Raw genomic sequence first — 26,176 nt, 5'->3', positions numbered from 1 at the left:
CGTCGCCTTTAATTTCTCTGTTATCTACTTTGGTGCCATGCTTTTTATCGCTCTGGCACCTTGTATTTATTTGCTGTTAGCCAAGCAGGGCACCACCATCGACATCAATCACAGTACCTGTCATATAGGTATTTTCGATAAGGAGTAGGTAAGCTTTTGCCACGTCACTAGCATCACCGACTTTACCGACAGGTAAGCTATTTTTGGTGCGCTCATACATCGCATTTCTATCTTCTTCATTCATACCTTGGTACGCCTCAGTTTTGGTTAAGCCAGGGCTAACAGCGTTGACACGAATAGGAGCAAGCTCTTTGGCTAACACTTTTGTTGTCGCTTCAATGGCGGCATTGATTGCTGTTTTAACATAAGTGCCCGCCACAACTTTTCTCGAAAGCATTCCAGAGGTCAGTGTGATTGAGCCGCCTTTTTTGAGGTAGCGAGCCCCTTGTTTAGCCGCGCTAATTGCACCCCAGAATTTAGTATCAAATGCGTATTTAGCTTGAGCAAGCTCAACATCTACAACTTTTCCCCCTGGTGCATATGAACCGGCAGTGATAATGAGGTGATCAAAAGCACCAACATTTTCAAAGTACTGGCATATTGATTGCTCATCAGTAATATCTAAGCCCGTTTTACGACTCGCTACATGGACAATGGCATCGTTGTTTTCAAGCTGTTTACAAAGTTCCGCACCAATCCCTGATGTGCCACCGATGACGACATAAACGGTTTGCTCTTTACTCATGATTTTTAGCTCCAAAATTGTTTTGATGTGATTCAGTATATTGATTGGAATAAATTTGATAATTCGTTAATATTCAAATTGATTATTCATCTGAACAAAACAATGGTGTTTGAGGAGAGTTCGTGGACAAGTTTTCTGATATGACATTGTTTGCTAGCATCGTTAAGAACCAAGGTTTAGCGGCAGCAGGTCGAGAATTAGGTTTATCGCCAGCCACGGTTACCGCAAGATTACAGGGCCTAGAAGAACGCTATGGGGTTAAGTTGCTCAATCGCAGTACAAGGCATATTTCGTTGACCGATTCTGGGGCTATGTATCATCAAGCATGTTTGGATATCATTGACAGCGTTAAAGAGACGGAAAACCTACTCCAAACTGGCACCAAAGAAGTACGCGGTACACTCAAAATTTCGGCTCCTCGTGATATTGGTAAGCAATACATTTCTCCGATACTATCGGAATTTAGTCAGCTCTATCCCGATGTGGTCCCTTATCTGTATTTGAACGATAACTTATCTAATTTGGCAGAGTCTGGCTTGGATATTGTTATCCGGTATGGGGAGTTAGCTGATAGCAACCTAATATCTCGCAAACTGGCGTCCAGTCGCCGAGTGCTTTGTGCTTCTCCTCAGTATTTGGCAAAGAAAGGCACACCGATCACGCCACAAGATTTGGCAAAGCATGATTGTTTAGCCATGGTTCGTAGTAATGAAGAGCTTAAAACATGGCATTTTCAAGATGAAGAGCAGCACAACGTAATTACTGTCGTGCCAAAGCGCTTTACTGATGATGGTGAAGTGATACGTCAATGGGCGTTAGATGGAGCAGGTATTGCTTTAAAATCGATTTTAGATGTGCAAGAAGATATCAAGCAACAGCGCTTGGTAACGGTGCTAAATGGCCACATGAAAAACTTCAATGCTGCAACTTCCGCGTCAGGTGCTGATTTAAATGTGATTTATCTAAGCCGTCAGTATCAACCTAAACGATTACGCTTATTTATCGACTTTTTGCTTGAGCGATTTGAGCACCACGCGTGAGTGCTGTAAGTGTTATTTATGCAAGATAACTGGCCGATTCATGCTCGAATTAGTTAGTAAGTGTACAAACAAGCTAACAACGGCGCTTTTTTTGGGTAATAGGCTTGACCTAATCCAATAGAATCATTAAATTAGCGCCTCGTTGGTTAACATAGCCAACCACAATTTGATTCGGTGAGTTGTCCGAGTGGCTGAAGGAGCACGCCTGGAAAGTGTGTATACGGCAACGTATCGAGAGTTCGAATCTCTCACTCACCGCCAAATCTAATAGCATGGCGTTTAATATGTCCCTAGAGTTCTGAAAAATAAGGGTTTTTATTAAACGTCATGTTCATTTTGTACTTTATGTGCATCTTGTTATTGCCCCACTAGTAACACAGAAAGTAACACATTATACTCAGTGATAGAGCATGTGTTACTTCTTGCATCTCGATACCTTTTGAAAACGCTCCAACTATTAAGCTTATTTACTCAGTTTTATTCGCTTAACCCTATGTTTTAAAAAGGCTTACCAACAAAAGTAACACATGATTTCGCAAGAGTTATGACCACCCGTAGGATGTGTTACTTTATGGCACCCAGAAGTTTAAACAAGCTGTCAGCAAGACAAGTGCAACTTGCCGACATACAAGACAAAGACTATAAGCTGTCGGATGGTGGCGGTTTATATTTGTTTGTGCGCAAGACTGGATCTAAGTCTTGGGTATTTCGCTACACCAAGCCGACAACAGGCAAGGTAACCAATTTGGGCGTTGGCCCTTATCCAACTTATTCATTGGCAGAAGCGCGAGAGATCTGCGCTAAGTTCCGCAGGCAGGTGACGGAAGGTATCGATCCGAAGTTACAGCGCGAGCAAGAGAAAGCCATTCTTTCTGAAGAGCAAAACAGTTCGCTCGAGCGTATTGCTGAGATGTGGTTAGAATCCAAAGCCGACTCTATCAAGCCTAAAACGTTGGAAGGTCACGTTCAGAAACTGAGAAAGTACGTCTACCCGGCATTGGGCAGCATTCCAGTTACTCAGATTACTGCACCTCAAGCGATTGCAGCTTTGAGAGAGCCAGAGCGCCAAGGTAAACTAGAAACCGTCAAGCGAACTTGCGCCTTGCTCAATTCCGTAATGACGTTTGCTGTTAACTATGGGCTTATTCACCATAATCCGCTATCTGGCATTGCTGCAGTATTCAAAAAACCTAAAACACAAAACCTTCCCGCTTTGTCACCAGGTGAACTACCAGAGCTCATGCAGAAGATGTCCACCAGCAATATGTATTTTGCTACTCGTTGTTTGTTTGAGTTCCAACTGCATACCATGGTGCGACCAAATGAAGCAGCTGCGGCGCGTTGGGATGAGATAGACCTTGTTAATAAGGTTTGGACTATTCCTGCTGAAAGAATGAAGATGGAGCGAGATCACCGAGTACCGTTAACTGATCAGGTGATTTCTATCTTAGAAGCTGTGAAGCCTATCAGTGGTCACCGCGAGCATTTATTCCCTTCAGTCCGGGCACCTTCAAAACATACCGACTCAGAAACGCTTAACCGCGCATTGAGAAGAGCAGGGTTTGTTAATCGCACCTGTGCGCATGGTCTTCGTTCTTTGGCGTCGACCACGCTCAATGAAGCAGAGTTTAACCGTGATGTTATTGAAGCGGCTTTGGCGCACGGTGATGACGACCGCATTCGTGGCGCCTATAACCGTTCTGACTGGTTCGATTTAAGACGGACTATGATGGAATGGTGGAGCAAGCACATTGTTGAAAACAGTGCTGTTAAGGTTTCACTGGCGGTATAAAAGAAAAGGGGCTTAACGCCCCTTTGTTGTGTCGAAGGGCCAGTTCGACTTGTTGGCCTCTAGCGCTCAACAATTTTAATTACTTACATCTCTCGCATTTGCACATTTCCATGTGGTACGGAAAACTAGAATCTAATTCATTTATCCAGTTGCCATGAGTTTCGCACTTAAATACTTGCCAAGGCAAATCATATTCAATCATCCATTCAGCGATGTGCTTTGGCACCTCAAGCATGAGTTCACCTTCAGATACCACCACGCTTCCTACCTTTCCCGATAAAACCATATCACTTAGACGAAACACTTTATCCTTGAGTAGTTCACACTCAATCTTCAAAGCCTCGTGCTCTTTGCGAAGTTCTGAGTAAAGGGTTTTATACTTGGGTTCTGGAGCTAACTTCATGGTAAATTCCTACAGTCCACCATTAACAGCATCTTGGTAGCACTCATCGCAAAGCATGCCTACCTCAGTGTTGTGGGTGGCGGGTTGTTGTGCATTGCAATGGCTGCAATAAACCGGCGGTTGATGTCTATGGTTCCATTTCTCAACTGCCTCCAGTTTTTGTTTAAAGCCAATCGTTCTAGCAGCACACTCCCAAATATTTGAACAATTTATTGACCATAGATGATTCGGACCAATGTAAGCTTTTCCTTCGTGCCCGCAGAATGGACACGGCTCTAATTGAATACTCATACTTTCTCCTTAAATGGCGAGTGTTTGGAGGCCTGCTCCATTACCTTCAGTATCTCAGGGAACTCTCGCATTTGTCTTTTATGCATACTGATTAAATCAAGCACTTGAGGAACTAGAGAGTTGGGGACGCTGATCAGTTTTGCCCCTACCAAAGCGTCATCGCCAGGTTTCGATTTCTTTAAGGCTTGCTCTGTTTCTTCCATGGTTTCAGTGTATGAGCTGTACCGATCAAGCTTTGATAGCCCTAGTTCTGCTCTGATCTCGTTTACAGCCTTCATCAATGCAGTGGTGGTGCAGTATTTGTTAATGGCCATTTCTTCCAGCTTGTTTGCTAGCAGTGGCCACTGTTCTCTATCGCTTTTGAAGTACACAGAAGTCTCCTTAAACTCGTTCGAAGCTCTTGCAGCGAACAACGATCATCCCATCGCTGTCCTTTCCAATTTGCTGCATAGATTTGAACTGCTCTCTAGAAGGGCAAGTGTGTTCGAACTGTGCACGAAGGCCTTTGCAGTTTAAACACATGCTTCCTTTTGGGCGGTGAGTGGGTTTAGTTGTCATTACCGCTGTCCTCATTCTTTTTGTATGGGGCAGGGCGCTTGTATGACACTGTCCCGTCTCCGTTATCAACGAAATTGCGCATTTCAATGTTACGCATTGCAATTGCGATAGAGTTTTGCGTGCGCATCCTATCTATCTCGGTGTAAGTTTCATTCTCACGCTTTAGTCGCTCAATCTCCGTTTTAATGGCTGCATATTCAGTGTCTAACGGAAGGCCTAGCAATTTGCAGATACTAATGCGGGCACTTCGAATTATGTTTTCGTTTGACCAGGTGCTTTCTCGCTTGGCCTGCTGTTCTGTTTCAACTCTAAGCAATATGCCCGCCGTACCAACTGCCCATATAAACTCACCAGGTAGTTCTTTTGGTAGCTCTTTATCGTAGTCATTCTTATATGGCTCTATTCGACGCCAGAATGCACGAATGAAAGCTTCGAAGTTAGGGTGTTCTTCAATTGATGAGCTACTTTCAGCTGGTGGAGTCCAACCCAACGAGATAAGCGCATCACGTACAGCATTATCTTTTAGGTCAATAATCTGCTTTGTTACCATTTGCTGAACACTAAAAGATTGGTCTTTCCAGATCTCTTCTAGCTCTATGCGGTCAGGGAAAATCTTTGTTTCGATGTTTATTTCCATAATCCCTCCGGTGTAATGAAATGTTTTTTAGCGTAAGCGAGAGCGTGTCTAGGGCTTTTCTTTAAGAGCTTTGGGCAGTGATTTTCTGGCCAACTTTCACCATCGCAAGTACCCCAATCAGTAAATGAGTCGAATACGTACTCTCGCAGCATTGATAGGGCGTCTTTATCCCACCACTCAGGCTCGTAGTATCCAGCAGTTTCACCGAAGCCAACCGTTCCATCTAGAGTGAGCAAGTTCCAATATTCTTTGTGGTTACTGTGCCTTTTTCCGTAATAACTTTTGCGCTCCCATTTGTAGCCATAGGTTATTTCAGGGCATTCACCTTCCATGATGTGTTGCTGAACTTTAATGAGGTTTTTGACATAGCCCGAAGCCTCTAAAACTTCGGCCGCTTTCTTTGTTAGTTTCTTGAAAATGCGAGGGTTCACGCTTCTACCTCCATTTCACTGATCACCTGGTCAACGTTCTTATGGATCACTTCGAATTCGATTACCCAAACGTAAGGGTTCATAAACCAATCGAGGTAAATACTGCGCCATAGGTCGCGAAATGCTTCTTTAGCGCTTGGATGGACGTTAGATGACTTAAAGCTACCAAAAAAGAATCTTGGCGCGCGTAAACACCTGCCTTTTTCATCTACCCCAACTGTAGCGCTCGCGATATTACAGCCTTCTCGCATCGCATCCACTTCAGTTATTTCCTTCACTCGCTCAATGCGAACGTCAGTGACTTTGAGAGTTAGCCGGTTTGCCCATCGTGGCATATGGATAGAAGGGATCCATTTACCATCAACAGGACCATTGGCTTTGTAGATGCAATGCTCATTTGTTTTGAGAGCATCTGGTAAGAACTGCGGAGAAGAGTCGCAGCCGGCCCACTCAAAGTAGCTAAGCTCGTGGTCGTCCCAAGAGTCATGATCAGCGTCTGGGTCAGGCATGAATGTTTCGCGCACATAGATGAGATCGCCAACGTAGCAAGGCGCAGGCACAATATCTTGCTGATAGCCACTTTGGATAAGAGCACCCCATTTGCCTTTCTTTGGGTGAGATGAAGTGATCTTGGTTAACTTGCGGTCTTTAAGCTCCCAGCCAGATTCAATAGCTAACGGGCGTCGTGTCACTGTTTTGCGCCCTTCCAGCAGGGCGCGTACTAATTCAGTTTTAAATAGCATTGGAATGGCTTTCATCGTAAACCCTCCAACACTTCAGATAGTGAGCAACCAAGCTCTTTAGAAAGTTCCAGTGCATCCTGGATGCGCTCGACACGGCGGCGGGCCTCACAGCGTTTCGCTTCTTTCGATGTAGGTTTCTCGTAGTTGCGCCCAGCTGCTTTGCGTGGATCGAATAGGCGAGGGTGGCCGTAGGGTAGTTGTTCACTATTCATCGGTGGCCTCCACTGCATCTTCGAAGCGAATTAAACGGCGTGTCGAACTATCTTCTGGTGTTCCATCCATTAGTACGCAGTAGGTAGCAGGAGAGTATTCATAGAGTGAATCAACGACTCCGAACTCGGTGCCTGTCCACGATTTCATTATGATTCGAGTGCCATTCTCAAGCGGAGGTACTGGTTGATAGGTTTTAGCCCAATCTTTTTCGCTATCAAATAGAGCTCGGTCTATGTGGCTAGTTACTTCCTCAAGGTTGGTCACGAAGTCGCGATCTACCTCCCAACGCTCATCTTCAAAGCGCTTTGCTAGGTCATACTCATCAATTCCTTGCTGATAGTGGCTATCAAGCGAGTTGATTAAATCTTGCCTTTCATGCTCTTCAAATGGGCAGTATTTATCGTTAAACAGTGCATCGACAGCGTTGCGAATAACCAGTTTTTTGATGGTTTCATCGCGAAGGGTTGGGCGCGGCGGGATCTCTTTGCCTTGCGCATTCTTTAATACATTGGTCATTTTGGTCATTACCTTGTGAATATTGAGGATAGAGCGGGAATTAATCCCACTCGCTTTCTTTAATGATTAGGTTGCAAGCTGAATCGTCGAAGTCGGAAAAACCAGTGATCACAACACCTTGTGCATAACAGCGATAAACGAATGACTCAACGTCACGGGTTTTGTATGGGTCGAATGAATGGTTACAACGGATCTTTCCATCTATGACGTAAAGTTCGACTTGTTCTGAAACACGTTCGATGGAAGAGTATCGAGAAGTAAATTTTCCAGAGGTGATTTTTAAGCGATATGAATTACTTGAGTGACGGCTTTGCTCCACTGACACTTCTGCTTCATCGCACATGTCTTCTTTGTCGAAGTCATCACTATCTCGCCAGTATTCGACAATCTTGTTTACGAAGTCGACTAAAGGCATTTCGCTTGGCAATGTACCAAACTTATCCGCTGCCATTTGTTCAAAGCGCATCATCGCTTCGCTGGTAATGAACTTGTTCAGTGTATTGTTCATCACCTTGGTCATTTGATCTTCATAGCTCGGAATAGAGATGCTTTCAGTAGCGATACATAGCTTTTCTTGAATGACTTTCTCCATTTGTTTACTTAGTTCGCCGTAGGAGCGGAACTGGTCCTCAAGTACTTTTGTCACGCATTTTTCAACAGCTTGCTCGATTGCTGTTTCAATAACGCCGCTCTGTACCATGTCGTTTACTTTGTTGCTGACGATTTGCTGTAGTTCTTTCATTGGTCTTTTCCTTGTGAATGCACGCAATAATTAGCGGTTGTCGATTTTATTTTTAAGCCAGGCGACGACTTCTTGTTTAACCCATCCGATCGCTCGCGAACCTAGTTGAACGCGCTTCGGAAAGGTTTCATCTTCTCTGGCCAGTGAGTACAGAGCACTCTTAGAAAGGCCAGTCATATTCATAACTTCTTTTGCGCGAATGATTTGTGTCTCTTCGCTGGTGGACGTTTGCCCGTTGTTTTGTTCCATGGTTAGCCTCTGACTTATGGAATGATGAATTTAGCCGGTTGGTAGATGATTGAACCTTCAGCTTGGTTGCCGAAGACATCCCAACCGTCTCGTGGTTCGTCGCATCGTGCGAACATTTCTAAGCGGGGCACATCACCACTTAATGACTCAACAATGTCATATGCTTTGTCAGGTTTAGCGCTATGGATGTACTCGCCGTTTTCGTCTGTTGGAATTGGCGCCTCAAAGATGTTTCGCTGGCTACGATTGTGAATGAGTTTGGTGATCGAGCCTCTGTACATGATCAGTGCTGACTCTGTTGACGCTCGAGTACCCCAGCCCATGCCAAAATGCGGTTTTCCGTTCTTGGTCAACTTGTGCCAAATAAGGCCATTGATATTGAGAAACTTGTTAAATCCCCAAGCGTGGCCCAACTGGATAGCATCTTCTGGCATTGATGACAGGTACCACATCACCAAAAGCGAATCGGTATCCAGTAAGCTTTTTACTGGCATATCGCAAAGCTCTTCTGTTGAAGTGACGGTGTACTTAGCCGCTGCACCAGATACCAATGAGCCGCCGGTTTTGACGTTGCGCGTTTGCCATGGTGGATCGGCATAGATTAGTCGGTAGCTCATGCGACCTCCTTATCGTCCTCAATGCGCCACTTCACCAGATCGCCGATCGTCATGTTAAGGTAAACGAGGTTTTCCATATCATTGACTCCGGCGATATAGTTAAACGCTGTTGAGCTTGCGTTACTGATAGGGTCAAAAAGCTCCATCACCAATTTAACGCTAGTCTCTGTTAGGCGTTCACCTGCCTGGTAACCGCCTTTTGGTCCTTTCTTACCTTTGATCAGACCGCCGCTGTTCAGTGAAGCAATGGCTTGCTCGCAGTAGCTCACAGAAATATCCAACTGCTTTGAGATTTGCGCGGTAGTGAGCGTGCTATTGCTATGAGCAAGAAGGACACAGATTGCTAAACCGATGTTCATTTTTTTGCTACGCATTAGTTGTATCTCCCTACCAATGACTCATCCCAGTTTTCACGCTCCCACTTTTCAACGTGAGCGCGAACTGCCTCGCGAACCTTTTTCACACCAGCGGCCCCCAAGCCTTTTACATTGGCGGCTAACTGATCTTCTGGGATATGTGAAGCGGCAAACACTGAGTAGTAGTCAGCACTGTTCAATAGGTCCAAGTGCTTTTGACTGATGCCTTCTACATCGCTCAATGCCTCAGAACGAGCCCAGTCAGCACGGTCGAGCAGGAAGCTATGGTTTTCTTCCATTCGGTCGGTGAACATTTGTTGCAGTTCACCGTGAAGGTTCTCTGGCATGTGACCTTCGAGATCAGTTGAAGAGGGTAAAAACGGGATCCCCCAAACTGAACAAGAAACGATGAGGTTAATTGCCCAGTTTGTGCGAATTTCGATGTGAAACTTGAAGTCGTTGATCACATTGAGTGAGCCAGTTGTAGGACGAAAAGCCAAAGGGTAGCCGAAAGTGTAGATAAAGCATTCCAAGCCATTTTTGCCAGCAAATACCTTTTGGGTTACATCACCATCATGCTCAATCATTCGAGATTTGATCTCTTGAAATTGGTTGTGCACTTCGGTTGCTGCAACTTCGAGTTTTGCGTTCGTGGCGCGTAATACGCTGTTTTCTTCGCGGTACTTCTTGTTGTCTTTGCGAAGTTTGGTGTTTTCTGCCAGCTGGCTTTCTGAGGTTTTGCGTAGGCGAGCGATACGCGACTTCATTCCTTTAGGGTCTAGCGACTTCAGTTCGTCACGCTCTTTTTTGAGTTCTGAATAGCTCGCCAGCTTTAGGTTGAGCGAAGCAATGGTTTTCTTCAGTGAAGCAATTTCATTGTTCAGCTCGAGCAGTTCTTCTTTGTGAGCATCGCTCTGAGAGTTCAGCTTAAGCTCTAAGTGAGTTTTTTCCTGTTCAAGCTTCTCTAGGGTTTCGATTAGCTTGTTGTGCTCTTCAACCTCCTGGTCGAGTGCTTCGTTGACGTTTTCAACATTCTTCGCAAACAAGGCTTGAATGCTTTCAAGTTGAGAGGCGACTGAACGCGACAGGCCATTCAGTGCAGTTTCAACGGATAGTGTATCTGTGGTCATTGGTCATTACCTTGTGAATGCCCCGTTTATCGGAGCGCAAAACTACTTGAACGATTGGGTTAGAAATTTGATGACAGACTTAATCTCGCCAAACACCAGAGACAAATCAGCATCCAAACGGGCCAGTTTGTCTTCGCGAGGAATATCATCGTTTTGGTCTTTGATTTCGTCGGAGAATTTGAGCTTTTTGAGCTGTAAGTCGTCTGTAAGGCTGAACGCAATGCGATCTTGAAAGTCGATGCCCACCTCCTTAACCATGGCGTTATGGTCGATATGAGTTAGGACTTCATTGGAAGTGAGCTCGGCTTGTCGGATGCCAATCTTTGGACCGTCATCGAGAACCGATTGAAGTTTCGCAGAGTCACCTAAGCAAATACCGCTTGGTGTCTCACCAGAGCGAACCCAGTCGGTGATCACCATATCAGCAGGTCGATCGCCAGTAAGAGGGATCACAGGAAGAGAGCCTAGCGATTTACGTAGCAGCGCAAGGACAGTTTCGGCCTTATTGGTGCTGCTCGCATCAATAGCGATGAATTGACCACCTTCTAGAATGAATACGTGAATGTATTCGTCTTGAGGCAGTGTGGTTGGAAGAATATCGGCCAGTAGGTCGTCTTTGATGTCTTCCTTCTCTTTTTTGTTGAGAGGGCGACCTTCAGACACTTCAATGCCGTTGACGCTATCGTTAAACAGCTTGCGAAAAGCCTTAGTGTTAATCTTGCGCTCTTGCTTGCAGTACTTCAGTAAGAAGTTTTGCCCGCCATGCGAGTGATACACTTCACCAATTCCGAAAGGAGGGATCCAGCCCATTTTAGCTTTGTCTTGGGGCCCACATTCCACAAAAGCGAAGTCGCAAAGATTGTCCTTTAAGCTGGCTTCCGTGATAAGAAAGCCTTCTCTAGCCTGGTAAACTAAGAGGTTTTTAGGAAATACCGTCATTAGTGCAAATCCTCTGCTTGTGACGTTTAATATCTATGTTATTATTCAAAGCGGTAGTGAGGTTTGGTCGCCTTGCCACCACCGGGCCTTGAGTAATCACGGCTTGGTCATAACCTTGTGAATGCCCCGCCTAGTGCGGGGCTTTCCTTTTTTGGGGATAATAAAACCCGATAGAGTTCTTTTATCACCTCGTTCCGATCACTTAATGTAACGAACGAGACACATAATACATTATACACATAAGGGAAATAAAGCACTTAATTGTGCTGAGAGTGATATTTTTGATGTGAATCATGTTTTATAGGCACAAAAAAACCAGCGAATAGGTCGCTGGCTGTCTTGTTCGAGGCAGGAGGTTACTTGTTTATTGCGTAACTAACTTTTGTTGCTATGACTTTGATCTCATCTGTGACTTCAATTCGTTGCAACTCTTCTGGAATGTCGACTTCGAGTGATTTTAGAAACTGGCGCCCTTGAACTGAAATGAATTCCATAATTTCTGGCGTAGCATCTTCTGATACTTTGGCTAAAACCCATTGACCGCTAAACGGCTTAGCCTTGCAATCGAAAAACAACATGCCACTTTGCTCATACTTGCCAAGCATTGTTCTGTAGCTAATAGACGTAAGGTTTACTGCAAAGCTACTGCTGTTGTTTCCAGCTGGGCAGGGAACGCGCTCAACCTTCTCGTCATCTTGTAGTTCTTCTAGTATTTCTTCGAAATGTGGGTCTTGGATGTCACTTAAGTGCAGTAACGGCACGCCTTCAGTGATCCGAAACTTCTTTTCCAAGTAGTCGTCATTCATTGGCCCTTGGCCAGTGCACAACCATTCAACTCGGCATTCTAGAGTCTTGGCTAATTTGATCGCAGAGTCGATCATAACGCTTTTATTTGGCATGTTGATGATGTTGGTCACAACGGTTCTAGAAACGCCGCTCTTCTCTGATAAATCCACTTTGTTTCTAATTCCCAAATCTTGCATTCGTTTTTGAATGTTTTGAGAAATGATCGATTGCTGTACGGTCATACTAACCTCGTGTTCCTTTGAATCGATGATTCATTTTTGGTCGCACCTTGGTTTCTTTTCTTATTATTCTGGCGAAATTTAATTTTATTATGTAAATAGTTGCATTTTTTATTTTAATTTCAAATGTATTTACTAGTGTCTCAATAGCAAATGAAATTGTCCTATTAGTATCATATGTATTTCTAGTTGTGGCAAGATAATGACATACTGTGTATTTATACAGTAATGCGCGCTTTGCAAAAATATAATGATCCGCTTGACACATAAAATGACTTGTTCGAGAATTTACGTGACCACGGTTGAGTCAGCTCCGATACTTATCGACTCGCTGGTGGTGTGTAAACAACGAGTGTTTTTAGGTGTGGCGGGAAGCTTGCACCTACCGGTCCCCAATCCCTAGACCAATTGGCGAGCTTCATGGAGCACCGCCACAACCTAAACACATTCAAGAACGAACAGGTACAGAGATCACTGACGACCACTGCGACCATTGCCAGGTTGGTTTCCTGTTGATGAGTCGCAAACGTTAAAAAATCAATCGAAAGTGCTAACGCTTTGAATGATACCAGTGGAATTGCTGACCAATACCGTTGTTCAAGATTTGGAGAAGGGAAGTGGAACCAACTCAACATATTTTCGAGCAGGCATAAAAAAACCGCCTAGCGGGGCGGTTCTTTCAGTAGCAGTGCAAATGCACTTAATGACATGAGAAATTATATGCAATACACCGTAATAGTCAACCAACTCAAGGCGATGGAGTGGGAGCTTAACCCTGCTCAGTCGGCGCTAATGGCGTTTATCTACGAGTTAGAGGCGTGGGGCGATGATGTGGTCAAAGACGACTTTGCTTACAAGTGGATCAGTAAGCAGAAAGTAGTCGATGAGCTGCCTTTGTTTTTTGCCAAACCTGACACCGTCCATCGGAACCTTATTGAGCTTGAAAAGAAAGGCTTAATCGTTCGCAATTTCACTACAAAACTATCGCTAGTCAAGATCACTCGCCTTGGTCGTCAATGGCGAGTCAAGGTAGGAAATAAATCCGAGGTAGGGTCGGATTTAAATCCTAGCATGGTAGGAGATAGATCCGAGGTAGGGTCGGATCTAAATCCGACAGATCATAGTACCAATATCATAGGTACCAATATCAGATACTCTTTGTCCGAGAATAAATTCTCTGACGATGATATGAAGCTTGCTTCTTGGATGCTGAAAAGAGTTCAAATGGTCGCACCAAGAGCTCAAGCCGATCTAGATAAATGGGCTGATGTTATTCGCTTGATGCGAGAGCGTGACGGTCTAAGCCACCAGCACATCACCAATGTTTTCAGACTCGTCAATCAGGATAGCTTCTGGAAGGCAAACATCCTAAGCCCAACCAAACTCCGCGATAAATTCCCTCAGCTTGAGGCAAAGTTCTTACCGCAGCTGCCAAAGCAGTCCATAACCGATCCCGAGAAATCGAAAAGCAACCAGATCGCAAAGCTGGATAGCGAGATTAACGCTATCGAGAACGATTTGAAAATGCGCCGAACTCTCGATCAGGCCGTTCATGGCCCATACGTTCAAAGCATGGAGAAGAAACTCGCAGAGCTAAAGAGCCAAAAAGAGAAATTAACACAGTAGGGCTTGCCCTAATCACAAGGTAAATGACCAAGTACCAACAAGGAAAACCCAATGAGTATTCAACTTAAGACCGTAGTATTACACCAACTCGTAAAAACAGAAACGGACGAGCTCGTCGTTAAATATCGAGCTGAAGCCCTAGAGAACAACGTTAACACTGAAAACCTAGTTGCTGAGTTGCACCGCTCTTTCAATGCGAAAGCAGGCAAAGGGTTTGGTTTCTTCAAGTCAGATAGCCATTTCATGGATAGCCTCGTTGTTTGTCGTTGTGACAATAGCGAAGAGAGCTTCTATCAATTTTCCTCAGAGAGTGCCGAACGCCTCAAGAACGAGCTCAGCAAGTATCCGTTCGCAAGTGAAGGCGTACTGGTGATCGCTGAGTACCAATCTTTAGCAACCGAATATCTGTTCGTGGCCCTAGTGCCTTCGATGTGCAGCATTACCGTTGCCGATGATCTTGATATTGTCCCAACCGACTATCTTGATATAAGCAAAATGGATATCGCTGCTCGTATCGACTTAACCAGTTTCGAAACCGATAAAGAATCCAATCGCTACGTGTCCTTCATCAAGGGGCGTGTTGGTCGCCGTGTGGCCGATTTCTTCCTTGATTTCATGCAAGCCGAAGTCGGTTTGGATACCAAAGTTCAAAACCAAGTGCTAATGCAAGCGGTTCAAGACTTCTGCGCTGATGCGAAGTTGGATCGAGAAGAAACGCTTAGCTACAAGAAACAAGTCGCCAATTACTGCAAAGGACAAATCAATTCTGGCGAAGAAGTTCAAGTGCGCGAGTTATCTGGCGAGTTACCGCCTGATCAGAACGGGACCTGCTTTTTTGATTACACCATTGAGCAAGGTTATGAGCTTGAAGAAAGTTTCCCTGGCGATAACGCTGCGGTGCGCAAACTGACGAAGTATGTGGGCGCTGGTGGCGGCATCAATATCAGCTTCGATAGCTTGCTACTCGGTGAGCGCGTGTTCTATGACCCAGAAACCGACACTCTTACCATTAAAGGCACACCGCCAAACCTACGAGATCAATTAACCCGCAACAGCTAATAGACCAGTTAAAAGCCCTAGCGGATCTCGGTTCGCTAGGCATCACAAGGATTATGACCAAATGACCACATTAGAAACAAAACTAAAACGCTTAGAGGAATGTAATTTCCTCATTGAGCAGATCGCAGCGCATGGACGTAAGTTTTTTAACTACAAGGAGCACACAGGCAGAATTTCTAAGTTAGAAATCGGTTTTCAGCAAAGAGTGTATTTTATTGATGGATATACCGGTGAGCGAATTTATACGCATAGACGTTGGTGTCATTGGCGCGGATTTAGCGAAGGTGGCACGTTGAAAGGTTGGATCGAGGCGATGCGTGACCACATCACATTTGGCACGAAGTTAAACCTAGATGCTATCTGTCCCAGGGGGATAGGTCGAACAAAAGGGAATATATGGGGTTATTCCGACGAAGAAGCGGAAAAGCTAAAAGAATCCGTAAAGCATTTAGCACTGTTTAATTGAGGGTTGAACCATGGCCAACACAACAAAACTCAGTGAGCGCATTAAACGTGGCCCACATAACGATCCAGCATTCATGGAATGGGTTGTCGAACAAGTTGAAGCGATGGAGAAAAGGCAGGAAGAGGAATGTTTCCAACTTGCTATTTCATTCCTCAAAAGCCCAGAGGAAATTGCACGAATAAAAGAGGTCTTAAATTCTCGATTGTGACATATTGAATCTCGAACGAGGCGGTAGTATATTTCTTATACACCGCCTTTTTTATTGGGTTCGAAATGGCAAAACGTTTTGGTCGGCTAAACAAGCGCAGAGGCAGTACCCCACCGGTAATGAAGATGCGCTCTAAATCTCACAAAGAGCGAACCAAACGCCAGCAGTCAGCACAAAGAAAGCTGGAACGGCAGAAGTATTTCCATTTCAAAAATATTCACGCCATGGGTGGAACGTGCAGCCCCCGGAGCGTACCCGACTAGGCATTTTGCCCGAGTGGGTGTAAGGCCCACACCTATTCATAAGCTTCGCTGTACGCGAGGTGGTAAGGAGGTGATCCATACCGTCAGCATAGGGTGACGCTGGCCGTATTAGACCGCTGACAAGCGCACTAATGCGAGTAGTGAGAGTAGTTAAAGAGAGCTTTGGCTCTCTTTTTTTGTTTCTGAGGTGCTGAAATGAACGGACGTAAACCAAACAAAGCAGAAGAAGCCTATATTCGTGGAGCTATGCAGTCAGTGGGATGTGTCGCATGTAATATCTTAGGGTATGAGAACGACTACCCAGAGCCAGAGCAATATCTGTCGACACACCACAACCCAGATAAGGGAAGCAAGGATCAGTACTGTCACTTCTTTTCAGTACCGTTATGCCCAGGTCACCATCAAGGAGTTAATGTTCCACCTGGTAAAGAGCCTGTTCGTCATCGTAATTACACTCACTTCCAAGAGAAGGTAGGCACTGATCTAGATATGGCTCGTTTCTGTTGGGACCGGTTATCTCTTGATACTCAGGATGCTATTGGTGAGAAAACAGAGATCTGGTCCTTTGAAGACTTGGTTAAGAAAGACGCAGAAATGAGAGGGCAAGCACAAAACTAAGCTTGTTGTGACTTTTAGTAGTGTCTATCATGTGTAACGAACGAGATTTATTGTGTCTCGTACGGATCGCAAGGAATGACCAGTAATGACCAAATCGCAACAATCAAAGCTTGAGCGTCTTCGCCGCAAGCATTGGGGTTATACCCTAGAACAATTAGCTAATACCTTTCTACGTGTCTACCGTGCTAAGAGAGGTGTTGCGTGTCTTTAAATAAAACCGCCCGAGAAATGTATCCAGAAGAGTATCGAGAAGTCGCTGCGCTTGGCTTTAAGCAATCAGTGAAGATGCTTTCATACGCTATCGGTGGAAATCAAGAAGATGCTTTTAAAATGCTGTGCCTTCGCTTAGAGCGTGCAGAAGAGCAAGTGTCTACCTATTACAAGCTTGGCTTGCCTGATTATCTAGTCGATCGCGTATTGGAAATTTTAAAGCAGCACCAAGTGCCTTTTGGCAAACACCAGTTAAAGCCAACCAAACAAGTGATCGAACTGTGGGTTAAACACAAGCAGACGATCGCGCAATCTTAATTAAACTCAATGAACAGTGAAAAGGTTATGACCAAAAAATTAATGTGTATTTATCATGCTAACTGTTGTGACGGTATGGGCGCCGCTTGGAGTGTCCACCATGCTTTAGGTATATCGCATGAAATAGAATTTGTTAGTGCTACCTATCAAGGTGAGCTTCCAGATGTAGAGGGCAAGGACGTTATCATTGTCGATTTTAGCTACAAGCGTGATGTGATGGAACAGCTGGCAAAAGAGGCAAATAGCATTCTAGTGCTTGATCATCATAAGACCGCCGAAGCAGAGTTAAAGCCCCTGTTAGAGTCGGGAGTGATTCAAGGTCTATTCGATATGAACAAATCGGGTGCTGTTTTGGCTTGGGAATGGTTCAACCCTGACAAGCCTATCCCGTTGTTGATTGAGCACATACAAGATCGCGACCTTTGGAAGTATGAAATGCCTGGTACGCGAGAAATTCAAGCGGCACTCTATTCTTACCCAATGACCTTCGATGTGTGGGATGAACTAATGGTGCAGCCAACAATAGAGCTTTACAAAGAAGGTGTAGCAATTGACCGTGCCCACCAGAAAAATGTAGCAGGGCTGGTGGAATACCTAGTTCAATACCATCCATTTGCAGGGCATGAAAACATTCCAGTCCTGAACTGTAACTACATGTTCGCTTCCGATGCTGGTCATACCATGGCTCTCAATGCGCCTTTCTCTGTGACTTACTACGACACTCAAGAAAGCCGCAAGTACAGCTTACGCTCAAACAAAGAGCATGGCGCTGATGTATCTGAGATTGCCGCTATGTTTGGTGGAGGTGGCCACAAGAATGCAGCTGGTTTTAAACTGCCTTTAGATCGCGTACATGAGGTTTACTTGACGCCCACTGAGTGAACGCGAAACCTAACAGCTAAGTTTGCCAATGAGCTAGGTCTACTGACTTTCATGCAAGAGTTAGCTAAATATACAGGGAAGTTTCACTCAGTAACCATTTATAAGGGTGAAAAGTGTTTGGTCCACTACGAACGAGTCAATAAGTAGTTTTAGCCATGCCCGCCATTGTGCGGGTTTTTTGTTATAGTGCTCGTCTCGTTCGAGAATTTTAAAGTGTTCTTAAGGTCATTAACTGTGAAGATTATGCAAGAGCTGAGTTTACTTAGAAGATCAACCAAGAAAAAACCAAGAGAAATTGAGTCTGCAGAACAGGCCGCTTTAATTGATTGGTCTTGGCTGGTTTCTTATCAAGGAGTGAAACTCGGTGAGCTTATTACACACGTACCAAATGAGGGTAAGCGTGGAGGTAAGGCTCAGAGTGATTTTAAGAAGCTAGGCGGTAGCAAAGGCTATCCCGATCTGATTGTTGATATTGCTGCTGGTGGGTATCACGGCTTAAGAATTGAAATGAAATCACCTAAGGGCTTTTCATCGTCAGTATCTAAAGAGCAAAAGGAATGGATTGAACGACTAAATCTGCAAGGTTATTTGGCCGTTGTCTGTTATGGATTTGAAGAAGCAACACAAGTCATTGTTGATTACCTGAGGATAGGGAAAGATGAGTAATGTTGTAGAGCTATTAGAAAAGCTAAGCAAACCGAAGTCAGTAAATATGAGTTCTAATTTTAATCGCTCTAAAAGCTCACTTGATAAGCAAGAACTGTATTCGGCAATATGTGTCGCGGGTAAAAAAAGTCCATTAGGTTTAGCTATTATTATGGCGACCGAATTTGGCGAGTCGCAATATGTGGAGAAGTTGCAACGTCACTTATTTGATTCGTTTGGTTCAGACAGTAAAGCCGAAGCGTTGGCATCCGTAGCCTATGCAGAATTGTGTTTTTTACCACTTGGAAAGAACCAAGCTCGGATCAAATCTTTATTAAAACGTTACGGACCCAGAGCAAACAGAAGTCGAAGACTGATCGATTCATGGAAAAGGGCTATCAAGTCACTTTCTCGAACAGGTCGTCACCAGGCAATGATTGAGCAGCATGAGCGTGATATAGAGAAAGAAAGAGTGTCACTTGATGAGTACGCCGATAAGTATTCGCGTCTTTCTTGTAATTGCCCTCGCTGTGGTGGAACTGGTCATGGAAGCGAAGGGCCATGTAAATCCTGCAATGGTGATGGACATTTCAATAACAGTCGTCAAGACTGGAAGATTCATCTATCTAATTTAAATGTATCACTCAGCAATGATGATGCGCTTAAGATTGACGCTGTGATTAGCGATCTAAACGTACATAAAGCTTTGGCTCTTCAGGCAATGAAAGCTCGCGCCAGACGAGAGCGAGCAGATTGACAAGCACTGAAGCTGTGCGATAATTCCCAATAATAGAATAACTAACCCTGCCATACGGCGGGGTTTTTTCGTTTTGGGGTCAGTATGCAGGTAAATATTCAAAGTGCGCTTCAAGCGGCGCTAATTTTAGGAACATTAGCTTTTGGTTACGGTGCTCTCGATAACCGAGTGGAAGACAATACGAAGGACATCGCTCGTATAGAGCTTGAGTCGAAGCAGAAGAATGAAGAGTTTATGAAGAAGTTTGATACTTTCATTTCAGAACAAAGAACCCTTAACCGGCAGATAGTACAAAACACGACTAACCAAAGTCATATTCTCAAGAAGCTAGACCTTAACTAACAAGTCGCCAATAGGCGGCTTTTTTATTGCGAGAAGAAAAATGTTTGATAAGTCTTTCGACCGTGTAGTGCTACACGAAGGTAAGTTTCAATGCGATCCCAAAGACAGAGGTAACTGGACCAGTGGAAAAGTTGGTGTTGGTGAACTAAAAGGCACTAACTGTGGCATCTCTGCAATGACATATCCCCATCTAGATATCCGCAATCTTACAGAAGAGCAAATCCGCGCCATTTACTTTGAAGATTGGTTTATTGCCTTGGGCATGGACCGCTTTCGTCCAGCTATGCAGTACCAATTGTTTGATGCTGCTGTGCAACACGGATTTCCTCGAGCGGCGAGAATGCTCCAGCGTGCAGTAGGTGTTAATGCTGACGGTGTGATTGGACCTAAGACGCTCGAAGCAACTCGCAATCTAGAACTCAATGATCTGTTGATGCGCTTTATTGCTAAGCGTATCGACTTCTATACGCGCATTTCTACGTTCAATGAATATGGTCGTGGTTGGATGCGCCGTATCTCACAAGTGCTGCAGTTTGCAGCTGAAGACAATTAAGAGGTGTTCTATGAAGAAAGTGATTTCTTTTATCTTTAACTGGGTTGGTGGTTTATTGTTGTTTGCATTACCTGTCATCGCATGGGCGGCTACAGGTTCGCCAGTAGACCCAGAGATCCCCGCTTGGGTTTACAAGTCCCTTGGTGTTGCTGCTGGTTTGATTGGTGTTGTGTCTCAGGTGGATGCGCAGATCAGTGAAGAGTTCAAAAAGCGGTGGCCATGGTGGATTCGTTTGTTCTGGAATCTCGCTGCTGGTAACTATCGCCATTCGCAAAACATGCCCGCCCCTAAGTAGCCGTTTATGGATTGGGGCTTAGTTGTATTTGTTCGCCGATTGTTGGAGGGGATCACCAATGCTATTAACCGTGAAAAGAAACGTTCTTATGCCGATGATAGTGCTAACACTATCTCTAATGGTGGGAGCGTGCAGCACAGTGAGCAATCCTTCTCCGACTTGGCCAACAAATCTAAACGTGATCACGCTGAGTGATGGTGGTATCTGTCTAGATGCCACCAGTGCTCGTCGTTTAGCAGAGTTCAGGGCTGATATTGAAGCCCTTTAGTTGGAGATCTTTACGATGAAACTCTCATTCCTCTTGTTCGCTTTCTTAGCTAATTACTGGTACGTGTTCGTCATTTTGGGCGTAGCAGCTGCTGCAGCTAAGTTACTAGCAAGCAATATCCACATCATTTAACGCATTGAGTTGTTGAAATGATTACTACACTCGCGATTATCGCTGCTATTTATTGGGCGTGGCGCGAGTGGCGTAAAGAGTGATCGTCAGATGTTATGGCTAAACCAAAACAAGAAAAAAACTGGCCCGCGCTAAACCGAGCTTTTCAGAAAGAACATTTAAAGACTGGAATCACAGTTAAAAGATGGTGTGAGAAGAACGGAATCAACCCCAACAGTGCGAAGCGTTACATCAAACGGCCACCAGCGCCCGAAGGTGTCGCAGATGGTCGCACTAAAAATACGCAGGAAGTTGAGAAAGCCGATGAGAATCAAGGGGTTTCAAACTGCGACAAGGTGATCCGTGAAGCGCGAGAGTTTTCGCAGGAACTCTCTGCCGGCATGCTCGGAAACACCAACCAAAAGACTCACGGGTTCTACGCTGAGTTTATGGATGAGGACGATATCGCTGTCCTCGAAAAGAGTCATAGAGTTGAGCTCGATGCTGAACTTGGATTGATGCGCGTTCGGGCCGTTCGCTCGATGAAAGCGCTAAAGATAATCGCCAACGATATTGAGAATGCAGAGAGCATTGATCAGCGTGTTCAACTGTATGACCAGTACATAAAGATGGAAGGCAAGCTCGACTGGGCTATCCAACGTATTGAATCCCTCACTCACACTATCCACGACATTAGTGAAAAGAGTGTCTTACTCAGACTCAAGATGAAGAAGCTGAACTCATCAGCAGATAAAGACCTTGAGCAAATCAAACTAATCAGAAAACAAGTTGAAGAGAAGGGCGTGATCATCGATATGCGTAAGAACAACGGTGATGACGATAAAGTCGTTTACGAGATTGATTGGTAAAGGTTATGACCATAGCACTTCGCGAACAAATTACTCGATGCATAAATGATGGTGGTCCGATTGGCATTGTGTGTAACTACACCCTGTTTAAGCTACTAACGAACGATTTCGAAAAGTATAAAAATCTGTTTGTTTGGATTAACCACGCCAAGCCAGACAAAATTATGGCAATGAACTTCAAGCACATCATTTATGAAGACAAACCAAAGCGTGACCGCTGCTTGTTTATTTGTTGGAAAAGGATAATGAGGCTGAACGGTCGCATCTATGTTCCCAGCTGGACCAACATCGAAGCCTATCAAGTTGGGCTATCAAGCCGAATGGAAAATTACTAACCGCCACCAGGCGGTTTTTTTATGCCCATGGAAAAGCTAGTTATCGTTTTGTTCACGGCGTTGTTGTCGTTTGGCGTGAATTACATCATGGCGCTACTCGGTGAGCCTCGTTCGCTTTGGCTAATGCAGTGGTTGGGGTTGCTGTAAGTGCACATTCGATACAAGGCGTCACCGTCTTTTAAGAAGGTGGTACACAAGATACGACCTTTAGTGACCGCGATACGTGGTCCGATCGGCTCGGGTAAGTCGGTAGGTTGTGTGATGCACATGAAGAAAATCAGCATGGAGCAGGAGCCGAATGCTGATGGTGTGCGCAAGACGCGATGGGTATGTATCCGTAACACCTACCCAGAGCTGAAAGGTACGGTTATCAAAACCTTTCAAGACTGGATACCGCAGTCTATCTGCCCGATCGTCTATGACTCGCCAATCCGTGGGATGTGGAAACAGAAACATCCAGACGGAAAAACCAAGATAGAAGCAGAGTTCTTCTTCCTGTCTCTCGATAAGCCGAAAGACATATCCAAGCTAATGTCGCTGGAATGTACGGGCGTATGGATTAACGAAGCGCAGTTTCTTCCCCGTTCAGTCGTACTCGAAGCGCTATCGCGTGCAGGTCGTTATCCATCTATGCGCGATGGTGGTCCTACATGGTACGGCATGATCATGGATACCAACTCACCAGATGATGATCACTGGTGGTACGAAATGGAGAAGGGCGTCGATGAAGAGACAAAGCAGCCACTTTGCCCGGACAACTGGACCTTTGTTGAACAACCTGGCGGTTTGATAGAAATCACCGGCACACCAAAAGAAGCGTTATCACCTGAGATCCGCAACATGATTGATGCGGGCAATGTGATTGACTACCTCGGCAAGACGTTCGTTGCCAATCCAGAAGCGGAAAACGCAGACAACCACAAGAACAAACATGGCTATTGGCTTGAGAAAGTACAAGGCCAGACACTGAACTGGATTCGTTCAAGGATGTGTAACAAGTTCGCGGTAGTTGCCGATGGTAAGCCGGTATTCGGTGATTCGTTCAACCGTGACTTCCACGTAAGCAAAACCAAACTGTTGCCAGTAAAAGGCTGGACAACACTGGTTGGCCTCGACTTCGGTTTAACCCCTTCCGCTGCATTCATTCAGATCTCACCTATTGGCCAGATTCGCGTCATCGATGAGGTGATATCGGAAGGGATGGGGATCAGGCGCTTTATCAAAGAGCAGCTAAACCCACTCATAGCGCAGAAATACCAGGGCTGTGATATCGAGTTCTTTGGTGACCCGGCAGGCGTGGCCAAAGACCAGAACGATGAGAAGACCTGTTTTGGGATTCTCGAAGAAGAAGGCCTGCAAGCCGAACCAGCCGCAACCAACAACGTAACCGCCCGACTCGAGGCGGTTCGTTACTTTTTACACCAGCTGTATCGCGGTCAGCCGGCGATTACTATCAGCCCACATTGTCGAGTTCTCATCAAGGCAATGGAAACGGGCTACCAATACAAACGACTCAACGTGTCGGGGCAAGAGAAGTACTCAGACAAGCCAGATAAGAACCAATACTCGCACTTGTCTGATGCTTTCCAGTACGTCTGTCTCGGTGCGCTGCCTTCGAATCGCCGCGAAGAAATCATTCTCGAAGCTACTCAAGCCTACAAAACTCTCAACGCTAACGCAGGGTACTAATAATGCAAGACACACCAGAAACACATCAAGACGATGTGGACGTACTCACGCCTATTCAAAACTTCGGGCAAGAGCTACTGGCCACTTTACGCGATGAACTACAAGAGCGTAGTCCTATCGAGCAGCGTTGGGTTGATGATATGCGCCGCTATATGGGTAAGTATGAAGACCAGTTCTACGAGGACGCCAAAGAGCAAGAACGTAGCCAGGTGTTTATCGGCTATACCCGAAGCAAAACGGACGCTTGGGTAGCGCAAATGACCGATATGTTGTTTCCTGCCGACGACAAGAACTACGGCATTCAACCAACTCCGGTCCCTCAACTTGAGAAGATTCTAGAGCAAGATCCTGATCAGCAAAGCGATGCGGCTATGCTGGCCAAGGAAAAAATGGACGAAGCCATTGCTCGAGCTCGTGGCATGGAATCACAGATTGATGACCAGCTAGAAGAGTGTGATTACGCTGGCGAAGCTCGCTGGATGCTGCATTATGCGGGCGTGTTAGGCACCGGCATTGTTCGTGCGCCTGTTATGGAAGTGAGAAAGTCTTCAACTTGGAGCGAAGTTGAAGAGGGCGTTTGGGCTGCAGAGATCTCTCACGAAGAAAAGCCAGCTGCTAAGAATGTCTACCCTTGGGACTTTGTACCCGATATGTCAGCCACTTGTATTGAAGACTGTCAGCACACGTTTGAGCGTGAGTACCTCAATAAGCGTTCTCTGATGAAGATGCTTAAAGACAAGAACAAGATCATTGATGGTGTCAAAAAGCTGATTAAGACCGACCCGAAAGAAACCCATGCAGTGAATGGCGATGTACTTGGCTACGTTAACCAGATCAGACAACTGAGCGGATTGCAGCCGACATACAAAGATAACCGCTATGAGATTTGGACCTATCACGGTCCAGTGCCAAATCGCGTATTGATTGAAGCGGGGCTGATTGATGAAGACGAGGACGATTTAGGCGAACACGGCGAAGTGCAGGGCGTGATCCAAATGTCGGGTAACGGTGTCATCATCGATGTGAACCTCAACCCATTCGATACTGAGGACAACCCTTACTCAGTTTACTGTGCTGAGCCCGATGTGACTGGTCTGTTCGGTTTCGGTATCCCGCACTTAATCAAAGATACCCAAGATGTAATGAACTCAGCTTGGCGTGCCATGCTCGACAATGGCGTAACCACAATTGGCGATCAGATAGTGGTTAACAAGGCGGCGCTTGAGCCAGCTGATGGTAAGTATAAGTTCTCTCCACGAAAGATTTGGTACACCAAGAACAGCAATAATGCGACCGCACAGTTTGAAGCGCAAAAAGCCTTTGGTGTGTTCTCAATGCAATCGCGTCAAGCGGAATACCAGAATGTGATCGCTCTAGCCAAAACGTTCATGGATGAGGAGTCAGGGCTACCGATGATCTCCCAAGGCGAACAAGGGCAGGTTACGCCAACCCTTGGCGGCATGAGTATGTTGATGAATGCCGCTAATGCGGTTCGTCGTCGCCAGGTGAAAGAGTTTGATGATGCCGTGACGAAACCACTGGTGACCCGCTTCTATGTTTGGAACATGCAGTTCAACCCACGCAACGACATCAAAGGTGATATGAATTGTACGGCTCGCGGTACCTCGGCACTACTGGTTAAAGAAATGCAAACCGCGCAGATCATTGAAATGTTCGACCGCTTCTCTGCACATCCACACTTAGCGCCAGCGTTTGATTGGTACAACGGCCTAGAGTCATTGGTTAAGTCGATGAGTCTTGGCGTACAGGCCATGCTCAAGCCGAAAGCAGAATACGATCAGATCATCAAGCAGCAACAGGAAGATGCGAAGAACCAGCCGCAAGACCCAGCACTGATTAAGGCCCAAATGGATGTTCAGCTAACTCAGATGAAGCATGAGCACCAGATGCAGCTAGAGCAGTTCAAAGCCGACACGACTCGCCAGGTTGAGCACATGAAAGCCGAAGGCAAACTGGCCGAGCAAGAGATTCGCAGGCAGCAAGCATTGTTCCGCTACCAAAGCGAGCAAATGAAGCTGGCACAACAAAAAGAAGTGGAAATGATGCGCCTAGCTCAAAATGACAAGTGGAACACTGAGCGACTGGTGACAGAGCTCCGCAAGCTACGAGCAACACAAGATCACGATATGCAGAAGTTTCTCGCTGAGTACGAGCTGAAGTTTACTCTCGGGAAAGAAGGCAATTTCGGGCTTAACTAAGCATTGACTTACAGAG

Annotated in this window: 36 protein-coding genes and 1 tRNA gene; 21 read left to right on the top strand and 16 right to left on the bottom strand. The window is 45.4% G+C overall.

The features are described from left to right. Positions 1–76: 76 nt before the first annotated feature. Positions 77–745 (bottom strand): SDR family oxidoreductase, encoded by a 669-nt coding sequence (locus tag ACU01J_RS07065; RefSeq protein WP_481085039.1) that lies wholly within the window; start codon positions 743–745, stop codon positions 77–79. 122 nt (positions 746–867) lie between these two features. On the opposite strand from ACU01J_RS07065, the gene ACU01J_RS07060 reads away from it, so the two are divergent. The 3 genes from ACU01J_RS07060 to ACU01J_RS07050 all read left to right on the top strand — a co-directional run bounded on the left by ACU01J_RS07060 (position 868) and on the right by ACU01J_RS07050 (position 3,577). After that, a complete protein-coding gene (locus ACU01J_RS07060) occupies positions 868–1,785 on the top strand; it encodes a LysR family transcriptional regulator (protein ID WP_481085038.1) in 918 nt (305 codons plus the stop codon). A gap of 173 nt (positions 1,786–1,958) precedes the next feature. Next, positions 1,959–2,046 (top strand) — tRNA-Ser (locus tag ACU01J_RS07055). A gap of 310 nt (positions 2,047–2,356) precedes the next feature. Then, positions 2,357–3,577: a tyrosine-type recombinase/integrase gene (locus ACU01J_RS07050; protein WP_481085037.1), complete on the top strand. Its 1,221-nt coding sequence runs from the start codon at positions 2,357–2,359 to the stop codon at positions 3,575–3,577. A 79-nt stretch (positions 3,578–3,656) separates the two neighbouring features. Here the strand turns inward: ACU01J_RS07050 and ACU01J_RS07045 are convergent, their stop codons facing one another. From ACU01J_RS07045 to ACU01J_RS06975, 15 genes are all read right to left on the bottom strand, one after another. Beyond that, the gene (locus tag ACU01J_RS07045; protein WP_481085036.1) at positions 3,657–3,980 is read right to left on the bottom strand and encodes a hypothetical protein; all 324 of its coding nucleotides are present in this window, start codon (positions 3,978–3,980) and stop codon (positions 3,657–3,659) included. Between the two features lie 9 nt (positions 3,981–3,989). Continuing rightward, complete coding sequence (locus tag ACU01J_RS07040) at positions 3,990–4,271, bottom strand: Lar family restriction alleviation protein (RefSeq protein ID WP_481085035.1); 282 nt, start codon at positions 4,269–4,271, stop codon at positions 3,990–3,992. Next, positions 4,268–4,642, bottom strand: a complete 375-nt coding sequence (locus tag ACU01J_RS07035; protein ID WP_481085034.1) for a hypothetical protein — start codon at positions 4,640–4,642, stop codon at positions 4,268–4,270. The genes ACU01J_RS07040 and ACU01J_RS07035 overlap by 4 nt, the downstream gene beginning before the upstream one ends. 176 nt (positions 4,643–4,818) lie before the next feature. Beyond that, positions 4,819–5,466 (bottom strand): hypothetical protein, encoded by a 648-nt coding sequence (locus tag ACU01J_RS07030; protein ID WP_481085033.1) that lies wholly within the window; start codon positions 5,464–5,466, stop codon positions 4,819–4,821. Next, positions 5,457–5,897 (bottom strand): hypothetical protein, encoded by a 441-nt coding sequence (locus tag ACU01J_RS07025; protein ID WP_481085032.1) that lies wholly within the window; start codon positions 5,895–5,897, stop codon positions 5,457–5,459. The genes ACU01J_RS07030 and ACU01J_RS07025 overlap by 10 nt, the downstream gene beginning before the upstream one ends. Further along, the gene (locus ACU01J_RS07020; protein WP_481085031.1) at positions 5,894–6,655 is read right to left on the bottom strand and encodes a hypothetical protein; all 762 of its coding nucleotides are present in this window, start codon (positions 6,653–6,655) and stop codon (positions 5,894–5,896) included. The genes ACU01J_RS07025 and ACU01J_RS07020 overlap by 4 nt, the downstream gene beginning before the upstream one ends. Further along, positions 6,652–6,852, bottom strand: coding sequence for a hypothetical protein (locus ACU01J_RS07015; RefSeq protein WP_481085030.1), 201 nt, complete (start codon positions 6,850–6,852; stop codon positions 6,652–6,654). Before ACU01J_RS07015 ends, ACU01J_RS07020 begins: the two co-directional genes overlap by 4 nt. Further along, positions 6,845–7,369, bottom strand: coding sequence for a hypothetical protein (locus ACU01J_RS07010; protein WP_481085029.1), 525 nt, complete (start codon positions 7,367–7,369; stop codon positions 6,845–6,847). Before ACU01J_RS07010 ends, ACU01J_RS07015 begins: the two co-directional genes overlap by 8 nt. A gap of 40 nt (positions 7,370–7,409) precedes the next feature. Then, on the bottom strand, positions 7,410–8,111 hold the full coding sequence (locus ACU01J_RS07005) for a hypothetical protein (protein WP_481085028.1): 702 nt from the start codon (positions 8,109–8,111) through the stop codon (positions 7,410–7,412). 30 nt (positions 8,112–8,141) lie between these two features. Next, positions 8,142–8,360 carry a helix-turn-helix transcriptional regulator gene (locus tag ACU01J_RS07000; RefSeq protein WP_481085027.1) on the bottom strand — a complete coding sequence of 73 codons (219 nt, stop codon included), beginning with the start codon at positions 8,358–8,360 and terminating at the stop codon, positions 8,142–8,144. Between the two features lie 14 nt (positions 8,361–8,374). Continuing rightward, on the bottom strand, positions 8,375–8,977 hold the full coding sequence (locus ACU01J_RS06995) for an MT-A70 family methyltransferase (RefSeq protein ID WP_481085026.1): 603 nt from the start codon (positions 8,975–8,977) through the stop codon (positions 8,375–8,377). After that, a complete protein-coding gene (locus ACU01J_RS06990; RefSeq protein ID WP_481085025.1) occupies positions 8,974–9,351 on the bottom strand; it encodes an Rrf2 family transcriptional regulator in 378 nt (125 codons plus the stop codon). The genes ACU01J_RS06995 and ACU01J_RS06990 overlap by 4 nt, the downstream gene beginning before the upstream one ends. After that, on the bottom strand, positions 9,351–10,463 hold the full coding sequence (locus ACU01J_RS06985) for a hypothetical protein (RefSeq protein ID WP_481085024.1): 1,113 nt from the start codon (positions 10,461–10,463) through the stop codon (positions 9,351–9,353). Before ACU01J_RS06985 ends, ACU01J_RS06990 begins: the two co-directional genes overlap by 1 nt. Positions 10,464–10,505: 42 nt before the next feature. Next, the gene (locus tag ACU01J_RS06980) at positions 10,506–11,402 is read right to left on the bottom strand and encodes a recombination-associated protein RdgC (RefSeq protein WP_481085023.1); all 897 of its coding nucleotides are present in this window, start codon (positions 11,400–11,402) and stop codon (positions 10,506–10,508) included. A 356-nt stretch (positions 11,403–11,758) separates the two neighbouring features. Continuing rightward, a complete protein-coding gene (locus ACU01J_RS06975) occupies positions 11,759–12,430 on the bottom strand; it encodes a helix-turn-helix domain-containing protein (protein ID WP_481085022.1) in 672 nt (223 codons plus the stop codon). A gap of 717 nt (positions 12,431–13,147) precedes the next feature. Between ACU01J_RS06975 and ACU01J_RS06970 the strand changes: the two genes are divergently transcribed. The 18 genes from ACU01J_RS06970 (at position 13,148) to ACU01J_RS06885 (ending at position 26,160) form a co-directional block, all read left to right on the top strand. Next, positions 13,148–14,053, top strand: a complete 906-nt coding sequence (locus tag ACU01J_RS06970) for a hypothetical protein (RefSeq protein WP_481085021.1) — start codon at positions 13,148–13,150, stop codon at positions 14,051–14,053. 51 nt (positions 14,054–14,104) lie between these two features. Continuing rightward, positions 14,105–15,112, top strand: coding sequence for a nucleoid-associated protein YejK (yejK, locus tag ACU01J_RS06965; RefSeq protein WP_481085020.1), 1,008 nt, complete (start codon positions 14,105–14,107; stop codon positions 15,110–15,112). Positions 15,113–15,173: 61 nt separating this feature from the next. Beyond that, positions 15,174–15,578: a hypothetical protein gene (locus ACU01J_RS06960; RefSeq protein WP_481085019.1), complete on the top strand. Its 405-nt coding sequence runs from the start codon at positions 15,174–15,176 to the stop codon at positions 15,576–15,578. Positions 15,579–15,588: 10 nt separating this feature from the next. Then, positions 15,589–15,786: a hypothetical protein gene (locus tag ACU01J_RS06955; protein ID WP_481085018.1), complete on the top strand. Its 198-nt coding sequence runs from the start codon at positions 15,589–15,591 to the stop codon at positions 15,784–15,786. Between the two features lie 458 nt (positions 15,787–16,244). Further along, a complete protein-coding gene (locus tag ACU01J_RS06950; protein WP_481085017.1) occupies positions 16,245–16,667 on the top strand; it encodes a Ref family recombination enhancement nuclease in 423 nt (140 codons plus the stop codon). 85 nt (positions 16,668–16,752) lie between these two features. After that, positions 16,753–16,878 (top strand): hypothetical protein, encoded by a 126-nt coding sequence (locus ACU01J_RS06945; protein ID WP_481085016.1) that lies wholly within the window; start codon positions 16,753–16,755, stop codon positions 16,876–16,878. Next, positions 16,869–17,195, top strand: coding sequence for a hypothetical protein (locus tag ACU01J_RS06940; protein ID WP_481085015.1), 327 nt, complete (start codon positions 16,869–16,871; stop codon positions 17,193–17,195). The genes ACU01J_RS06945 and ACU01J_RS06940 overlap by 10 nt, the downstream gene beginning before the upstream one ends. A gap of 27 nt (positions 17,196–17,222) precedes the next feature. After that, positions 17,223–18,077 carry a DHH family phosphoesterase gene (locus ACU01J_RS06935; RefSeq protein WP_481085014.1) on the top strand — a complete coding sequence of 285 codons (855 nt, stop codon included), beginning with the start codon at positions 17,223–17,225 and terminating at the stop codon, positions 18,075–18,077. 243 nt (positions 18,078–18,320) lie between these two features. Continuing rightward, the gene (locus tag ACU01J_RS06930; RefSeq protein ID WP_481085136.1) at positions 18,321–18,743 is read left to right on the top strand and encodes a VRR-NUC domain-containing protein; all 423 of its coding nucleotides are present in this window, start codon (positions 18,321–18,323) and stop codon (positions 18,741–18,743) included. Beyond that, positions 18,736–19,479, top strand: a complete 744-nt coding sequence (locus ACU01J_RS06925; protein ID WP_481085013.1) for a TIGR02642 family protein — start codon at positions 18,736–18,738, stop codon at positions 19,477–19,479. Before ACU01J_RS06930 ends, ACU01J_RS06925 begins: the two co-directional genes overlap by 8 nt. Positions 19,480–19,563: 84 nt before the next feature. Then, the gene (locus ACU01J_RS06920; RefSeq protein WP_481085012.1) at positions 19,564–19,821 is read left to right on the top strand and encodes a hypothetical protein; all 258 of its coding nucleotides are present in this window, start codon (positions 19,564–19,566) and stop codon (positions 19,819–19,821) included. Between the two features lie 40 nt (positions 19,822–19,861). Beyond that, positions 19,862–20,374 carry a glycoside hydrolase family 108 protein gene (locus ACU01J_RS06915; protein WP_481085011.1) on the top strand — a complete coding sequence of 171 codons (513 nt, stop codon included), beginning with the start codon at positions 19,862–19,864 and terminating at the stop codon, positions 20,372–20,374. A gap of 10 nt (positions 20,375–20,384) precedes the next feature. After that, complete coding sequence (locus ACU01J_RS06910) at positions 20,385–20,669, top strand: hypothetical protein (RefSeq protein WP_481085142.1); 285 nt, start codon at positions 20,385–20,387, stop codon at positions 20,667–20,669. Positions 20,670–20,757: 88 nt separating this feature from the next. Next, entirely contained in the window at positions 20,758–20,937 is a 180-nt protein-coding gene (locus ACU01J_RS06905) for a hypothetical protein (protein WP_481085010.1), read from the top strand. 227 nt (positions 20,938–21,164) lie between these two features. Beyond that, complete coding sequence (locus ACU01J_RS06900) at positions 21,165–21,917, top strand: hypothetical protein (protein ID WP_481085009.1); 753 nt, start codon at positions 21,165–21,167, stop codon at positions 21,915–21,917. Positions 21,918–21,922: 5 nt separating this feature from the next. Further along, positions 21,923–22,252, top strand: coding sequence for a hypothetical protein (locus tag ACU01J_RS06895; protein WP_481085008.1), 330 nt, complete (start codon positions 21,923–21,925; stop codon positions 22,250–22,252). 210 nt (positions 22,253–22,462) lie between these two features. Then, positions 22,463–23,941, top strand: a complete 1,479-nt coding sequence (locus ACU01J_RS06890; protein WP_481085007.1) for a TerL — start codon at positions 22,463–22,465, stop codon at positions 23,939–23,941. A gap of 2 nt (positions 23,942–23,943) precedes the next feature. Next, positions 23,944–26,160, top strand: a complete 2,217-nt coding sequence (locus ACU01J_RS06885) for a portal protein (protein ID WP_481085006.1) — start codon at positions 23,944–23,946, stop codon at positions 26,158–26,160. The last annotated feature ends 16 nt before the right edge of the window (positions 26,161–26,176 follow it).

The sequence above is a fragment of the Vibrio sp. 2433-A1 genome (assembly GCF_056726085.1).
The sequence above is the reverse complement of the archived record's forward strand: the minus strand, read 5'-3'. Positions and strand labels throughout refer to the sequence as shown.

Excerpts from the sequence above, each read along its gene's own strand:
- ACU01J_RS06980 (WP_481085023.1), bottom strand. The coding sequence starts at position 11,402 with ATGACGGTATTTCCTAAAAACCTCTTAGTTTACCAGGCTAGAGAAGGC.
- ACU01J_RS07015 (WP_481085030.1), bottom strand. The coding sequence starts at position 6,852 with ATGAATAGTGAACAACTACCCTACGGCCACCCTCGCCTATTCGATCCA.
- ACU01J_RS06935 (WP_481085014.1), top strand. The coding sequence starts at position 17,223 with ATGACCAAAAAATTAATGTGTATTTATCATGCTAACTGTTGTGACGGT.
- ACU01J_RS07050 (WP_481085037.1), top strand. The coding sequence starts at position 2,357 with ATGGCACCCAGAAGTTTAAACAAGCTGTCAGCAAGACAAGTGCAACTT.
- ACU01J_RS06950 (WP_481085017.1), top strand. The coding sequence starts at position 16,245 with ATGAACGGACGTAAACCAAACAAAGCAGAAGAAGCCTATATTCGTGGA.
- ACU01J_RS06910 (WP_481085142.1), top strand. The coding sequence starts at position 20,385 with ATGAAGAAAGTGATTTCTTTTATCTTTAACTGGGTTGGTGGTTTATTG.
- ACU01J_RS06945 (WP_481085016.1), top strand. The coding sequence starts at position 16,753 with ATGACCAAATCGCAACAATCAAAGCTTGAGCGTCTTCGCCGCAAGCAT.
- ACU01J_RS07010 (WP_481085029.1), bottom strand. The coding sequence starts at position 7,369 with ATGACCAATGTATTAAAGAATGCGCAAGGCAAAGAGATCCCGCCGCGC.
- ACU01J_RS06920 (WP_481085012.1), top strand. The coding sequence starts at position 19,564 with ATGCAGGTAAATATTCAAAGTGCGCTTCAAGCGGCGCTAATTTTAGGA.
- ACU01J_RS07000 (WP_481085027.1), bottom strand. The coding sequence starts at position 8,360 with ATGGAACAAAACAACGGGCAAACGTCCACCAGCGAAGAGACACAAATC.
- ACU01J_RS06895 (WP_481085008.1), top strand. The coding sequence starts at position 21,923 with ATGACCATAGCACTTCGCGAACAAATTACTCGATGCATAAATGATGGT.
- ACU01J_RS06905 (WP_481085010.1), top strand. The coding sequence starts at position 20,758 with ATGCCGATGATAGTGCTAACACTATCTCTAATGGTGGGAGCGTGCAGC.
- ACU01J_RS06955 (WP_481085018.1), top strand. The coding sequence starts at position 15,589 with ATGGCCAACACAACAAAACTCAGTGAGCGCATTAAACGTGGCCCACAT.
- ACU01J_RS07045 (WP_481085036.1), bottom strand. The coding sequence starts at position 3,980 with ATGAAGTTAGCTCCAGAACCCAAGTATAAAACCCTTTACTCAGAACTT.
- ACU01J_RS07040 (WP_481085035.1), bottom strand. The coding sequence starts at position 4,271 with ATGAGTATTCAATTAGAGCCGTGTCCATTCTGCGGGCACGAAGGAAAA.
- ACU01J_RS07065 (WP_481085039.1), bottom strand. The coding sequence starts at position 745 with ATGAGTAAAGAGCAAACCGTTTATGTCGTCATCGGTGGCACATCAGGG.
- ACU01J_RS07020 (WP_481085031.1), bottom strand. The coding sequence starts at position 6,655 with ATGAAAGCCATTCCAATGCTATTTAAAACTGAATTAGTACGCGCCCTG.
- ACU01J_RS07005 (WP_481085028.1), bottom strand. The coding sequence starts at position 8,111 with ATGAAAGAACTACAGCAAATCGTCAGCAACAAAGTAAACGACATGGTA.
- ACU01J_RS06900 (WP_481085009.1), top strand. The coding sequence starts at position 21,165 with ATGGCTAAACCAAAACAAGAAAAAAACTGGCCCGCGCTAAACCGAGCT.
- ACU01J_RS06990 (WP_481085025.1), bottom strand. The coding sequence starts at position 9,351 with ATGCGTAGCAAAAAAATGAACATCGGTTTAGCAATCTGTGTCCTTCTT.
- ACU01J_RS06975 (WP_481085022.1), bottom strand. The coding sequence starts at position 12,430 with ATGACCGTACAGCAATCGATCATTTCTCAAAACATTCAAAAACGAATG.
- ACU01J_RS06915 (WP_481085011.1), top strand. The coding sequence starts at position 19,862 with ATGTTTGATAAGTCTTTCGACCGTGTAGTGCTACACGAAGGTAAGTTT.
- ACU01J_RS06985 (WP_481085024.1), bottom strand. The coding sequence starts at position 10,463 with ATGACCACAGATACACTATCCGTTGAAACTGCACTGAATGGCCTGTCG.
- ACU01J_RS06925 (WP_481085013.1), top strand. The coding sequence starts at position 18,736 with ATGAGTAATGTTGTAGAGCTATTAGAAAAGCTAAGCAAACCGAAGTCA.
- ACU01J_RS06960 (WP_481085019.1), top strand. The coding sequence starts at position 15,174 with ATGACCACATTAGAAACAAAACTAAAACGCTTAGAGGAATGTAATTTC.
- yejK (WP_481085020.1), top strand. The coding sequence starts at position 14,105 with ATGAGTATTCAACTTAAGACCGTAGTATTACACCAACTCGTAAAAACA.
- ACU01J_RS06930 (WP_481085136.1), top strand. The coding sequence starts at position 18,321 with ATGCAAGAGCTGAGTTTACTTAGAAGATCAACCAAGAAAAAACCAAGA.
- ACU01J_RS07030 (WP_481085033.1), bottom strand. The coding sequence starts at position 5,466 with ATGGAAATAAACATCGAAACAAAGATTTTCCCTGACCGCATAGAGCTA.
- ACU01J_RS06885 (WP_481085006.1), top strand. The coding sequence starts at position 23,944 with ATGCAAGACACACCAGAAACACATCAAGACGATGTGGACGTACTCACG.
- ACU01J_RS06995 (WP_481085026.1), bottom strand. The coding sequence starts at position 8,977 with ATGAGCTACCGACTAATCTATGCCGATCCACCATGGCAAACGCGCAAC.
- ACU01J_RS06970 (WP_481085021.1), top strand. The coding sequence starts at position 13,148 with ATGCAATACACCGTAATAGTCAACCAACTCAAGGCGATGGAGTGGGAG.